Raw genomic sequence first — 13,319 nt, 5'->3', positions numbered from 1 at the left:
CTGAATCGTTACATCTGTGCCGCGGGTCATTCAGACTTCGAATTCCGACTGCAGAGCGGCACGAACGCAGTACAAAACACCTTCCGGAACTCTCCCCGCGAACAGCGCAGCAATCTCCGACACGGGCGGCAGTTCGCCTTCGCCGTCGAGGAAAGCGTCCTGGACTTCACCCATCAACTCTTCGGGCAGGTCCAGCGCCTGTTCCAGCGACAACTGCTGCTTGCCGATCGCCTCGGCGAGCATCGCGTAGACGTTCTTTTCCGAGCATTGCAGCTGACCGGCGATCTGCAACGGCGTCATGCCGGCCCGGGCCAGTGTGATCAGCTCGTGGCGCACATCGGCCACCACTTTCGGCGCCTCGACCTGACCGCCGAGCACTTCGAGGAAGGCCTCGCCGTAACGCTCCAGTTTGCGCGCGCCAACGCCACTGACCGTGGCCATTTCCGCCAGTGAGGTCGGCTGGCTGCGGAGCATTTCCAACAGTGTCGAGTCGGGGAAGATGACGTACGGCGGCACGCCATGCTCTTCGGCCAGTTTGCGGCGCAGGGCACGCAAGGCTTCCCACTGTTCGCGTTCTTCACCGCGAACCAGTTGGCTGGCCTGGCTCTTGCTGCTTTTGGCGGTGGTTTGCGGCTTGAGATCGCGGCGCAACTCCAGGGTCACTTCCCCCTTGAGCAGCGGCCGGCAGGTATCGCTCAGGCGCAGCCCGCCGTAGCCTTCAAGGTCGATGTCGGCCAGACCACGGGCAACAAGCTGTCGGAACAAAGAGCGCCATTCGCTCTCCCCCATCGCTTTGCCTACGCCGTATACCGACAAATGCTGATGACCGAAGCTGCGAACCTTTTCGTTGTCCTTGCCCAGCAATACGTCGACCAGATGACCGACGCCATAACGCTGACCGGTGCGGTAAATCGCCGACAGCGCCTGACGGGCCGGCTCGGTGGCGTCCCAGGTTTGCACGCCATCGACGCAGTTGTCGCAATGGCCGCACGGCTCGGGCATGTCTTCGTCGAAATACGCGAGCAGGGTCTGGCGGCGGCAGCGGGTTTCTTCGCAGAGCGAGAGCATGGCGTCGAGCTTGTGCTGCTCCAGACGCTTATGGCGTTCGTCGCCTTCGGAGTTTTGCAGCATTTGCTTGAGCATCACCACGTCTTGCAGGCCGTACGCCATCCAGGCATCCGCCGGCAGGCCGTCACGACCGCCGCGACCGGTTTCCTGGTAGTAGGCTTCAAGAGACTTAGGCAAATCCAGGTGCGCGACAAAACGCACGTTAGGCTTGTCGATGCCCATGCCGAACGCCACGGTGGCGACCATGATCAGGCCTTCCTCGTTGAGGAAGCGCTTCTGGTGATGGGCCCGCGTGTCGTTGGGCAGACCGGCGTGGTACGGCAGCGCCGGGAAACCTTGCTCACTGAGGAACACCGCTACTTCATCAACCTTTTTGCGCGACAGGCAGTAAACGATACCGGCATCGCTGCGCCGCTCGGCGAGGAACGCCAGCAACTGCTTGCGCGGCTGTTCCTTGGGCACGATGCGATAGAAAATATTGGGGCGGTCGAAACTCGAGAGGAAACGCTCGGCATCCTGCAGATGCAGACGATCGACAATTTCTTCGCGGGTGCGCTTGTCGGCCGTCGCGGTCAGGGCAATACGCGGGACGTTGGGGAACAATTCCGCCAACTGGCCCAGTTGCAGGTATTCCCGACGGAAGTCGTGCCCCCATTGGGACACGCAATGCGCTTCGTCGATGGCGAACAGAGCTATTTCAAGGCTTTGCAGGAAGGCCAGCATGCGCGGCTGAACCAGGCGCTCGGGCGCCAGGTAGAGCATTTTGACCTCGCCGCGCTTGATCCGCGCCGCCAGATCACGCTGTTGCTCAGCGCTCAACGTGGAGTTCAACGCCGCCGCGGCGACGCCCAGTTCTTCGAGGGTGGCGACCTGATCGTCCATCAGCGCGATCAGCGGCGACACCACCACCGCCAGGCCTTCGCGCAGCAGTGCCGGCACCTGGAAGCACAAGGACTTGCCGCCACCGGTAGGCATCAGCACCAGGGCGTCGCCGCCACTGGCCACGCGCTCAATGATTGCACCCTGACGGCCACGGAAACTGTCGTAGCCGAAGATGTCCTTGAGGACGCGTTGTGCCTGTTCGAGCATAAAAACTCCAAAAATCACCGAAACATCCCTGCAAGGCTGGTTCAGAATCATGAAAGCTGCACCGACAAATCGTAAGTGCGCATTGCATGACGCTTCATATCTCAGCCGTGACGCCAGCAGGGCATCACAAAACGCGCGAGTATACCCGACGCCTGTCCGGCAAAGGGCGCCGCTGAGAAGAGGAACGCAATGCAATCCCTGTGGGAGCGGGCTTGCCCGCGATGGCGGCGTGTCAGGCGAAAAATGTATTGGAAGTACCGGCCTCATCGCGGGCAAGCCCGCTCCCACAGGGATTGGGCCAGACTGGCGGTATCGACAACCACAGAATCCCCCCGCAAGGCTGCAAATATGCCGCACGGCTGGCCTGAGCGCTCAAGAAGGCCTAGAATTCCCGCATCGTATATTCCCCAAGGTAGCCCTTTAATGTCCTTCGCTGAGCAACTAACCCGCCTGCAAGTCTTCCTCGACGCCGACGAGCTGCATGACGAGGCGCTGGACTACGTGGCCGCCCACGGCTACCTCACCGCGCTGTCGATCTGTTCCGAAAGCGTTCCCGACCGTGAATGGATCGACGCGCTCTTCGCCGAAGAGCCGCATTACGCCGACGACACCGAGCGTGAAGCGATCGAATCCACGCTGGTCCTGCTCAAGGCGCACATCGCCCGCCAACTGGCGTCCGACGAAGAGTTCGAGCTGCCATGTGAGCTCGACCTGGGTGACGACCCGGACGATTCCGACCTGCGCGGCTGGTGCATCGGTTTCATGGAAGGCGTGTTCCTGCGCGAAGCGGCCTGGTTCGAAACCGCCGAAGACGAAGTCAGCGAAATGCTGCTGCCGATCATGGTCGGTTCGGGTCTGTTCGACGAACAGCCAGAGTTCGAAGACATCGCCAAAGACGCCAACCTGATGGACGACATGATCGTGCAGATCCCGGAAGCGCTGACCGCGCTGTACCTGCTGTGCCAGGCGCCAGACGAAAAACCGGCGATTCTCAAGCCACGTCACCACTAAGGTTTTGCCTATGGACAACCCCATAGGCAACCGCTCCCTGATGTTGCGCTATGTGCTGCTGGCCATCGGTTGGCTGAGCGTAGCGCTGGGGGTGATCGGGATTTTCCTGCCGGTGCTGCCCACCACACCGTTCCTGTTGCTGGCGGCCGCCTGTTTCGCCCGCAGTTCACCGCGCTTCTATCAATGGCTGGTTGAACATCCACGGCTGGGGCCGTGGGTTCGCGACTATCTGGATGGCAACGGCATTCCGCTCAAGGGCAAGGTCTATGCGATCGGCATCATGTGGGCAAGCATTCTGCTGTCCTGCTACCTGGTGCCCTTGCCGTGGGCGCGCGGGATCATGCTGACCAGTGCAGTGCTGGTGACGGTTTATATTCTCAAGCAGAAAACCCTGCATAAACCTTGAGGTTGATCGTTCCCACGGTCCCCGTGGGAATGCAGCCCGGGACGCTCTGCGTCCCCTTCACCGGTGTGACGCAGAGCGTCACCGGATGCATTCCCACGCAGAGCGTGGGAACGATCATCAACAGAAAGCAATCCGCCGACGTCCTTTCGTCCGACGACCTGCCCTTCCTCGCTGAAAACACCGCCTAGACTTCAGACATCTGCACCCGAGCAGCCAGACATGGCCCGCAGTCCGCGTAGTCCAGGAAGGTCAACGCTCCGGCTTCGGTTCGGCGGATGGCTGCTGCTGACGAGTTTTCTTCTGACAGGGTCAGGCAACATCTCGGCTGATCCTGACTTTGTGCAGATTCTGCAAACGGCCGAAAATCGTTACGGCCCCCTTGGCTTGGGCCGGGAACGGATCGAGGCCTGGAGTCAAATGCTGCAAAGCGAACTCAACACGCCCGAGCGCGAACAACTGAACGCGGTCAATCGCTTCTTCAATCAACAACTGAGTTTTCAGGACGACACGCGTATCTGGCACCAGACCGATTACTGGGCCACGCCAGTGGAAACCTTGATCAAGGCAGCAGGCGACTGTGAAGACTTCGCCCTGGCGAAATATTTCAGCCTGCGTCACCTCGGTGTTCCCAGCGAGAAACTGCGCATCACCTACGTCAAGGCCCTGACCCAGAATCAGGCGCACATGGTATTGACCTTCTACAGCAGCCCCACGGCCGATCCGCTGGTGCTGGACAATCTGAGTGACGAAATTCGCCCCGCCTCCCAGCGAAAGGATCTATTGCCGGTGTACGCCTTCAACGCCGAAGGCCTGTACTTGCCGGGAGCCAATGGCGGCAAACGCAGCAGCGACTCGAAAAAACTGTCGCGTTGGCAAGACGTGTTGAGAAAGATGCAATTTGAAGGGTTCGCCGTGGGCGAAGGCTAGCCGCCACTGCAAGGAGCGTTTTATGTCACTGCGCAAACAGTTGTTTCTCGCCATTTGCCTGTTCTTGCTGGTGGCCTTCGGCGGCAGTTTTTTTGTCAGCCTGGAAAGCTCTCGCGAACAGATGCTCGACCAGTTGCGCTCCCACGCTCAGGACGCCGCCACGGCATTGGGCCTTTCACTGACTGCGCAGATCGATGACCCGGCGATGATTGAATTGATGGTCAGCTCGATTTTCGACAGTGGCTATTTCAGCAGCATCCGGGTCGTCAATATTGTGGATGAACAGGTGTTGGTGGAACGTAGCGCGCCAACGCAAATCGAGGGCGTTCCCGGCTGGTTCGTGAGTTTGGTGAACCTACGTCCACAGGGTGGCGATGCACTGATCATGCGGGGCTGGGAACAGGCAGCACGGGTCGAAGTGTTGAGCAATCCGCAGTTCGCCCTGGCCAAACTCTGGGACAGTACCCTCGGCGGCCTGATCTGGCTGCTGACTTGCGGCTTGCTCAGCGCGGTATTGGGTGCCTGGTTATTGCGCCGCCAATTGCGCCCTCTCGACAAGATGGTCAAACAGGCTGAAGCCATCAGCAAACGTGAGTTCCGCAGTTTGCCGAAGCTGCCACGCACCCCGGAACTCAAACGCGTGGTGCTGGCCATGAATCAGATGGTGGAGAAACTCAAGGCGCTGTTCGAAGAAGAGGCCGCGCGCAGCGAAAAACTGCGGTCCGATTCTTATCAGGACAGTCTTACGGGTTTAGCCAACCGGCGCTTGCTGGATGAGCAACTGGCCGATGAACTACTGGTTTGCGAGCAAAGCCGCGACGGCCATTTACTCATGCTGCGGATCAATGACCTGATCGGCCTTAACCAACGTTTGGGCGGCCAGCGCACCGATACCCTGATCGGCGCCGTCGGCGAATTGCTTAAACGCCTGACGCAGCCAGCGGAACGTCGAACCTGGCTTGCGGCGCGCAATCGCGGCGGTGAATTCAGCTTGCTGACGCCGGGCGTGGACATTAAGGATGCCGCCCGTCTGGCCTCCGAAATCAGCGCCACTCTGGAAAACCTGCGCCTGACCGGTGCCAGCGACTGTATGCCCGTGGCGCATCTGGGCGTCGTCGCCTATTCCCCCGGCGAACCGGCAAACGATGTGCTGCTGCGCCTCGATCAAGCGCTGACCCAGGCCCGACAGCACCCCGAGCGGCCGTGGATACACTTGGCCCGTTCCGATACCGCGCCGAACCAGTCCCAACATGACTGGCGCAACTGGATCGACGAGGCGCTGACCGAGGGCAAGCTGCAGCTGTATTTCCAACCGGTGGTGCAATGCGCCGACACCAGCCAGGTGCTGCATCACAAAGTCCTCGCACGCCTGCTTGACCCGCAGGGCGAGGCAATTGCCGCCGGACATTTCCTGCCGTGGATCGAGCGCCTTGGCTGGTCGGCACGGTTCGACCTGGCGATGCTCGAAACCACTCTTGAATATCTGGCCGCCAACCGTTGGCCACTCGCGCTGAGCTTGTCCGGCAGCACGCTGCGCGATCAGACCCAACTGAAACTGATCTGCGACATACTTGAATCACTGCCGGAACTGGCGCCGCTGCTGACCCTGGAAATCGACGAACGCCAACTGCCGCCCCCTGAAGAACTGCAACGCCTGAGCCATAGCCTGCTCAACACTGGTTATCGCATCGGTTTGCAGCATTTTGGCGGCAGCTTCAGCCAGATCGGCAACCTGACGCAACTGGGGCTGGCTTACCTGAAAATCGACGGGGCTTACATTCGGGGTATCGATGAGCAGACTGACAAGCGCCTGTTCATCGAGGCGATTTTTCGGGCGACCAATAGCATTGATTTGCCGTTGATTGCGGAGATGGTGGAAACGCAGGGGGAGCTGGAGGTCATTCGGGAGTTGGGGTTGTTCGGGGTGATGGGAAGACTGATCGGGCCGCCGGAGCCGATGTGAATCGGGCGGCCCGCATCATCCGCGTCATCGTTCATCGCGAGCAAGCTCGCGTCAACGTGTTCGGTGTCAGCGTCTCAGGGCCGGCGATGATCCTCGACCCGAGCCTGACTCTTGCTCCAATCGGTCAGCAGGCTATAAGCCACGGCCAACAACGTCGGGCCGATGAACAGACCGATAAACCCGAACGCAATCAACCCGCCAAATACCCCGAGCAGTACAATCACCAACGGCAAATTCCCGCCCCGACTGATCAGGTACGGCTTAAGCACGTTGTCGACTCCGCTGATGATGAACGTGCCCCAGATCCCGAGGAACACCGCCATCCCGTATTCACCCTTCCAGGCCAGCCACGCCGTGGCCGGAATCCACACCAACGGCGGCCCCATCGGAATCAGACTCAGCAAAAACGTCACGATCCCCAACACCAGCGCCCCGGGCACGCCGGCAATCAGAAAGCCGATCAGCGCCAGCACTGCCTGAGCTGCGGCTGTGCCGATCACACCGTTGACCACCCGCTGCACGGTGCCCGCCACCAATTCGATGTAATAACCGGCGCGGTCACCGATCAGCCGTTCCAGCAACCCATGGACAAACACCGCCAACCGCGGCCCGTCCCGGTAGAAAAAGAACACAAAGACAATACTCAGTGTCAGCTCAAGGATGCCGCCGCCGATCTGCGCACTGCGCGCCAGCAACCAGTTACCGACCTGGCCCAGATAAGGCTTGATCGCCAGCATCATCGCCGCGCCTTGCTGATCGATGCTGTTCCAGAGACCCAACAGCCGCTCGCCGACCAAGGGAATACCGCCCAGCCAGGTCGGTGCTTCAGGCAGACCGTCGACTTGCACATCCTTGATGAACGCCGTGGCATCGCGTACATGATCTGCCAGGTTGAAGCCCAGCCACACCAGCGGTGCTGCCACCAGTAACATCCAGGTCAGCGTCAGTAACAGCGCCGCCAGGGATTCACGACCATTGAGCCAACGGGTCAGCAAACGCATCAGCGGCCAACTGGCAAACGCCAGCACCGCGCCCCAGAACAGCGCCGACCAGAACGGCGCCATCACCCAGAAGCTCGCGCCAAACAGCACCAGGAGCAGAATCTGCACCAACAGCCGGTCGTTATTGAGCATGTAAGATCCCGAAAAAAGTCAGCCGAAAAAGTCAGTCAGCAAAGAGTAGGCGAACGCGCAGAACGCGTTCACCGAATGAAGCTTATCGCAACAGCTCGAAGTGCAGGCCAGAGCCTTCGACGTTGGCGGTTTCCATCCGCGCCGAGCGCACCCCCTGGCCGATCAGCGCCTGGCGCCAGGCTTCGGCATTGGGGCCCGACACATTGACGCGCAATGTAGTGTCCAGGTTCAGGCCTCGGGAAATCAGACGCAGCCAGGTTTCGTCAGGGTCACCGTCGAGTTTGGGGAAATCGAGTTTTCCCGTGCTTTTTAGCTGTCGCAGCAAGGTCGCGGAAGTTGGCAGCAAATCGCCCAATGGTGCAGCAGCGTCGAACTGCTCGACGTGCAGATAGGCTTTGCGATTGCCGCGAGTGATGCTGTAAAGCGCCACCAGTGTGTTGTCTTGAGGGGCTGCCAGACGCAGCAGCAAATAAGCCTGCTGATTATCGGCGCCATACAGCTTGGCGTTGCCGAAGACTTCATTGGCCCACAGACTGCTTTCGCCGCAATCCCGGGCCTGGCACCAGAACAGCAACTCGGCGCCCTGCTTCTGCAAGGCTTCGCGAGCGGTGGTGAAGGCATCGGTGGAGGAGTGCTCCGGTGGCAATTCGTAGGTCACCGAGGTGGTTTGCCCCCGGGCGGTGACTTGGCCGTCAAAGCGCAGCTGGCCACTGATCTTGCGGATCGAACCCAGCGGGTAGATCCGCTCGAGTTCGACAGCCGGGCGATAGTCGACGATCTGCGCATCGGCCATACGCGGCACGATCGGCAGGTCCTGACTGCCAGGGACATCAGCGGCAAATAAAAGAGGACTGAAACAACACAGCGCCAGCAGAGTGAGTGAACGCATGGATAGACTCATCGAATCAGCATGGCCTGGGCACCCTTGATGACACTGTCGTCATCGATGCGCTCGGGCACCAGTACGCCGCGTTGGACCGCAGGGCGCGCCTCCATGGTAGCCATCCAGCGTTGCAGGGCTGACAAGCCATCCACCGCGACACCGGACCATTCATGGCCACGGACCCACGGATACGTGGCAATGTCGGCAATGCTGTACTCGCCCCCCAGAAACTCTACGGCTTGCAGACGCGTATCGAGCACTTCGTACAGGCGCCGGGTTTCGTGTTGATAACGGTCGATGGCGCCCTGGAGTTTTTCCGGGAAATAACGAAAAAACACGTTGGCCTGGCCCTGCATCGGCCCGATTCCGCCCATTTGGAACATCAGCCACTGCAACACCACCGAACGCCCCTTGGGGTCCTGTGGCAGCAGTTTGCCGGTTATCTCGGCAAGGTAAATCAGAATCGCGCCGGACTCGAACACGGCAAAATCGCCATTGGCACGATCGACAATCGCCGGAATCCGCCCATTGGGATTGATCTTGAGGAAGTCCGGGGACTTCTGTTCCTTTTTGTCGAAACTCAAGGCGTGCACCCTATAGGGCAGGCCGAGTTCCTCGAGCACGATAGAGACCTTGTGGCCATTCGGGGTCGCAGCGGTGTACAGATCTATCATGGTTGTCTCCCATTTCAACCCGCCCAGCCTCGACAGTTGCCGGGCGCAAGTCAAGGAACGGCGAAGAACCGATTGAAACAGTCTGCGACAAGGTCGGCACCGGGTTGGTCATTCAGGTGCAAATGATGGCCGCCAGGCAACTGTTCACGGCTAAAGGGTAGACGTTCCAGCAACTCGGGATGTTTGGCGAGCATGCCGTCAGCCGCGACCACCAGGTGTGTCGGACAACTGACGCGCTGGACGAAGGCCATCGCCTGTTCAGTGGTCAGACGTAGCGGCGACGGCAGGGTCAGGCGGTTGTCGGTGCGCCAGGTATAACCGCCCGGCACCGGCATCAGGCCTCGCTGGGCCAGCAGTTCGGCGGCTTCGCGACTGACCGCCACCAAACCTTTCATGCGTGCTTCGATGGCACGGTCGAGGGTGTTGTAGACCGGTTTGCGTTTTTCCCGCAGATCCAGCTGCGCTTGCAGGGCCATGCCCATACGCTCGGCGGCGTTTTCGCCTTTGTCTGTAGGGGGAATGACGCCATCGATCAAGGCCAGATGAGTCACCCGCTCCGGCAACGACCCGGCCAACACCAGCGAGACGATCGCCCCCAGGGAATGCCCCAGCAGCGCAAAACGTTTCCATCCCAACTGCTCGGCCACTTGCAGCACGTCGTGCGCGTAGTCCCACAACGCGTAACCAGCGCCATTCGGCCGATGCCCCGAGTGACCGTGCCCGGCCATGTCCAGCGCAATGATACGCAAGCCTTTGAGCTTGGGCGCCAGCCGGGCAAAGCTATTGGCGTTGTCCAGCCAGCCGTGCAAGGCGATCACCGGCAAGCCATCCTCGGGACCAAACAAGTGCGCCGCCAACTCGATATGCGGCAGGCTCAGGCGAACTTCTTCGACGACGCTGCTCATGCGCAATCCTGTTGGCTGCGACCTTCCCAGCGACTGAACAGCTTCTTCAGCAGCGTGGCCGTGTCTTGTGGACGTTCGAGGGGAAACATATGGCCGCCGGGCATGGTCAAGTACTCACCCAGGGGCATGCGCCCGACGGAACGGGCGTGATGGCGCATCACCACGCGGCTCTTGTGCCCGCGAACCACCGCCAGCGGCACTTTCAATTGCCGTGCACGACCGGGGCTGGTATGGGGCACGCCACGGTAGATGCTGATTTCCGTGGCCGGGTCGAAACGCAGGCGCAGCTTGCCGCCGACATTGTGCAAACCATGTTGCAGATAAGCCTCGAAGCATTCCGGATCGAAGCCACGAAACAGGGTTTTACCGGCGAAATACAGGCGGGCCGCGTCCAGATCGGCAAACTCTTCCCGTCGGCCCAACGTACGGCCGGCCGGGGTCAGGCGATCGATGAAACCGAAGCGCTTGGCGGCACGGATCACCCATTGATCGGCGCGGGTCAGCACCGGCGAATCGAGCATCACCACGCCGCGATAAAGCTCAGGGCAACGTAAGGCGGCGTGCAGGTGCAGCACGCCGCCAAAGGAGTGACCGACGCCCCAGACCGGCTCCGGTTGCTGCTTGAGGTGATGAATCAGCTCATCCACCAGGTTGTTCCAGTTGTCGTCCGCCGGAAAACGCGGGTCATGGGCGTGCTGCTCCAGATGCGTCACCTGATACTCGGGCGCCAGCGCCGCGAACAACTTGCCGTAGGTCCCCGAAGGAAAGCCATTGGCGTGGGCGAAAAATATCTGTTGCGACATACCTGCAAATCCATGAGCGAGAACGGGGGTTGATTGTCCGTAAGACCGGGTCTTACAGCAATGACCGTAACTGACAGGAATGATGACAGTCGGGTCAGGGTTATTGCGAGGGAGCAAGAATGGCCCAGAACCTTGTAGCAGCTGGCGAAGCCTGCGTTCGGCTGCGAAGCAGTCGTCAATCCTGCCACCTTGATGTTCCCGAAAGGCTGCGGTGAATGGTTATACGACTGCTTCGCAGCCGAACGCAGGCTCGCAGGCTCGACAGCTGCTACACAGAGCACACCGAAACTCAACGCGCCGGAGGATTCTCCCCCAACGGCACCACCGCCATGGTCAGCCGCGACACGCAACTGGCCTTGCCTTCATCACTGCTCAACCGAATATCCCAGACATGCGTGGTGCGACCGATGTGAATCGCCTTGGCCACCGCCGTCACCCGTCCACTGCGCAGACCGCGCAAATGGTTGGCGTTGATTTCCAGGCCCACGCAATAAAACTTGCTGGCGTCGATGCACAGGAAACTGGCCATCGAGCCAACGGTTTCGGCCAGCACCACCGAGGCGCCGCCGTGCAACAAACCATAGGGTTGGTGCGTGCGATGATCGATGACCATGCTCGCGGTCAGGGACTCGTCATCGAAGGCTTCGAAGCGAATATCCAGCACTTCGCCGATGGTGTTTTTCTGGATTGCGTTCAACTGCTCGACGTTGGGAGTGGTGCGCCACAGACTCATCGTTACGTTCCTTTGTTGGTTTTTGTTCGTGGCTCAATCCTGCCACAGCACCGCCTCGCTACGCTCGCTCCATTCTTCGAACCGCGCGCCGTAAGCGGCTTCGATCATGTTGCGCTTGATCTTCAGGGTCGGTGTCAGGAAGCCGTTTTCCACCGCCCAACTGTCCTTGACCACCACCAATCGGCGCAAGCGTTCATGCCGGTCGAGAACGCCATTGACCTCCTCCAGCAGTTTTTCCAGGCTTGAATGCAAACCCGCCCGGGCCGATCCATTCGCGTCCTGCTGACCGACTGCCGACAACACGCACAACCCCAGCGGTGCACTCAAACCATCGCCGACCACGCACACTTGTTCGATCCGCGCATGCACCGCCAGGCGATTCTCGATCGGTGCCGGGGCGACGTATTTGCCTTTGCTGGTTTTGAAGATTTCCTTCAATCGCCCGGTCAGGCGCAGGTTGCCTTCGGCGTCTTCCTCGCCCTTGTCACCGGTACGCAGAAAACCATCCTCGGTGACAGTTTCGGCGGTTTTCCCGGGTTCCTTGAAATAGCCGAGCATGGTCGCGCCGCTGCGCACCAGTACTTCACCAGACGGTTCGATGCGCACTTCGACTTCCGGGCAAGGCTTGCCGATCCAGCCGGGTTTGTTCTGACCGGGCTGGCCAATGTGGGAATAACCGCAGCTTTCGGTCATGCCGTACACCTCCAGCACATCCAGCCCCATTTTTTGGTACCACAGCAGCAAGCTCCGCGGTACTGGCGCCGCGCCGGACAAGGCGACGCGCAAGGCGTCCAGCCCCAGCCCGGCGAGGACTTTGTGCCCTACCCGTTTGCCGATGAAGGGCAAGCCGAGCAGAAAGTCGAGGCGTTTGGCCGGGATCTTGCCGTAGACGCCCATCTGGAATTTGGTCCAGATCCGCGGCACGCCGAACAGCGCGGTCGGCCGGGCACGTTTTAGATCAGTGAGGAAGGTATCGAGGCTCTCGGCGAAGAACACAGTTTGCCCGGTATAGATCGACGCCAACTCGACGAACATCCGCTCGGCGACGTGGCACAACGGCAGGTAGGACAGCAGGCGATCCGACTCATTCAAGCCGAATAACTGCGTGCCACGGGTGGTGGCAAATCCCAAGGTGCCGAAACTGTGCATCACGCCTTTGGGTTGGCCCGTGGTGCCGGAGGTGTAAATGATGGTCGCCAGTTGATCGGTGGCGGGTTTGGGGTCGTCCTGAATCGGCGAACTGCATTGCAGATCGGCCCAGCTGAAATCGAAGGTGCCAGCCGGGCACAGCGGCAGGCTGACGGTCGGCAGGTCGGGGCTGACCCCGTTGGACATGCCCGGCCAGTCATCCAGCTTGCCAATGAATACCAGTGCGGCTTCGGAGTGATTGAGCACCTGAGCCACGGAATCGGCGGTCAGATTGGGATAAAGCGGCACCGAGACATGCCCGGCCATCCAGATCGCCAGGTCGGCGATGATCCAGTGGGCGCAGTTCTTGGAGATCAGCGCGATATGACTGCCTTGGGGCAATTCGCGAGCCCGCAGCCAGTGAGCGGCACAGCGTGCCTGATGACCAACGTCAGCCCAGGTCAGCGTCTCGACTTGGCCGCCCCCCATCGGTTGTACCAAAAAGCGTTGGCGGGGATGACGGGCTTCACGCTCGTAGAAGGCATCCAATGGCAAACGGAAAGCAGCAGACATGCGACTTGCTCCTTTATTTTTTG

At 60.4% G+C, this 13,319-nt stretch carries 12 protein-coding genes; 4 read left to right on the top strand and 8 right to left on the bottom strand.

What is annotated here, in order from left to right; all coding sequences use genetic code 11:
• Positions 1 to 30: 30 nt before the first annotated feature.
• Positions 31 to 2,157 (bottom strand): DNA helicase RecQ, encoded by a 2,127-nt coding sequence (gene recQ / locus NHU87_RS12405; protein ID WP_008010974.1) that lies wholly within the window; start codon positions 2,155 to 2,157, stop codon positions 31 to 33.
• A 423-nt stretch (positions 2,158 to 2,580) separates the two neighbouring features.
• On the opposite strand from recQ, the gene NHU87_RS12400 reads away from it, so the two are divergent.
• The 4 genes from NHU87_RS12400 to lapD all read left to right on the top strand — a co-directional run bounded on the left by NHU87_RS12400 (position 2,581) and on the right by lapD (position 6,464).
• Positions 2,581 to 3,168: a YecA family protein gene (locus tag NHU87_RS12400; protein WP_253548684.1), complete on the top strand. Its 588-nt coding sequence runs from the start codon at positions 2,581 to 2,583 to the stop codon at positions 3,166 to 3,168.
• Positions 3,169 to 3,178: 10 nt separating this feature from the next.
• A complete protein-coding gene (locus NHU87_RS12395; RefSeq protein WP_253548682.1) occupies positions 3,179 to 3,574 on the top strand; it encodes a YbaN family protein in 396 nt (131 codons plus the stop codon).
• 219 nt (positions 3,575 to 3,793) lie between these two features.
• Positions 3,794 to 4,501 (top strand): cysteine protease LapG, encoded by a 708-nt coding sequence (lapG, locus tag NHU87_RS12390; protein ID WP_253548680.1) that lies wholly within the window; start codon positions 3,794 to 3,796, stop codon positions 4,499 to 4,501.
• A gap of 22 nt (positions 4,502 to 4,523) precedes the next feature.
• Positions 4,524 to 6,464, top strand: coding sequence for a cyclic di-GMP receptor LapD (gene lapD / locus NHU87_RS12385; RefSeq protein ID WP_253548678.1), 1,941 nt, complete (start codon positions 4,524 to 4,526; stop codon positions 6,462 to 6,464).
• A gap of 74 nt (positions 6,465 to 6,538) precedes the next feature.
• On the opposite strand, the gene NHU87_RS12380 is transcribed toward lapD, so the two are convergent.
• The 7 genes from NHU87_RS12380 to NHU87_RS12350 all read right to left on the bottom strand — a co-directional run bounded on the left by NHU87_RS12380 (position 6,539) and on the right by NHU87_RS12350 (position 13,296).
• Positions 6,539 to 7,597 (bottom strand): AI-2E family transporter, encoded by a 1,059-nt coding sequence (locus tag NHU87_RS12380; RefSeq protein WP_253548676.1) that lies wholly within the window; start codon positions 7,595 to 7,597, stop codon positions 6,539 to 6,541.
• 82 nt (positions 7,598 to 7,679) lie between these two features.
• Positions 7,680 to 8,486, bottom strand: a complete 807-nt coding sequence (locus NHU87_RS12375; protein ID WP_253548674.1) for a DUF4892 domain-containing protein — start codon at positions 8,484 to 8,486, stop codon at positions 7,680 to 7,682.
• A gap of 8 nt (positions 8,487 to 8,494) precedes the next feature.
• Positions 8,495 to 9,154 carry a glutathione S-transferase family protein gene (locus NHU87_RS12370; protein ID WP_253548672.1) on the bottom strand — a complete coding sequence of 220 codons (660 nt, stop codon included), beginning with the start codon at positions 9,152 to 9,154 and terminating at the stop codon, positions 8,495 to 8,497.
• A 50-nt stretch (positions 9,155 to 9,204) separates the two neighbouring features.
• Entirely contained in the window at positions 9,205 to 10,059 is an 855-nt protein-coding gene (locus NHU87_RS12365; protein ID WP_253548670.1) for an alpha/beta hydrolase, read from the bottom strand.
• Positions 10,056 to 10,862: an alpha/beta fold hydrolase gene (locus tag NHU87_RS12360; RefSeq protein ID WP_253548668.1), complete on the bottom strand. Its 807-nt coding sequence runs from the start codon at positions 10,860 to 10,862 to the stop codon at positions 10,056 to 10,058. The genes NHU87_RS12365 and NHU87_RS12360 overlap by 4 nt, the downstream gene beginning before the upstream one ends.
• Positions 10,863 to 11,151: 289 nt before the next feature.
• A complete protein-coding gene (locus NHU87_RS12355) occupies positions 11,152 to 11,595 on the bottom strand; it encodes a hotdog fold thioesterase (protein WP_253548666.1) in 444 nt (147 codons plus the stop codon).
• 33 nt (positions 11,596 to 11,628) lie between these two features.
• Complete coding sequence (locus NHU87_RS12350) at positions 11,629 to 13,296, bottom strand: AMP-binding protein (protein ID WP_253548664.1); 1,668 nt, start codon at positions 13,294 to 13,296, stop codon at positions 11,629 to 11,631.
• Positions 13,297 to 13,319: the final 23 nt, after the last annotated feature.

The sequence above is a fragment of the Pseudomonas mandelii genome (assembly GCF_024138395.1).
Lineage (GTDB): Bacteria > Pseudomonadota > Gammaproteobacteria > Pseudomonadales > Pseudomonadaceae > Aquipseudomonas > Aquipseudomonas mandelii_E.
This window is presented reverse-complemented; position numbering and strand designations above follow the sequence as displayed.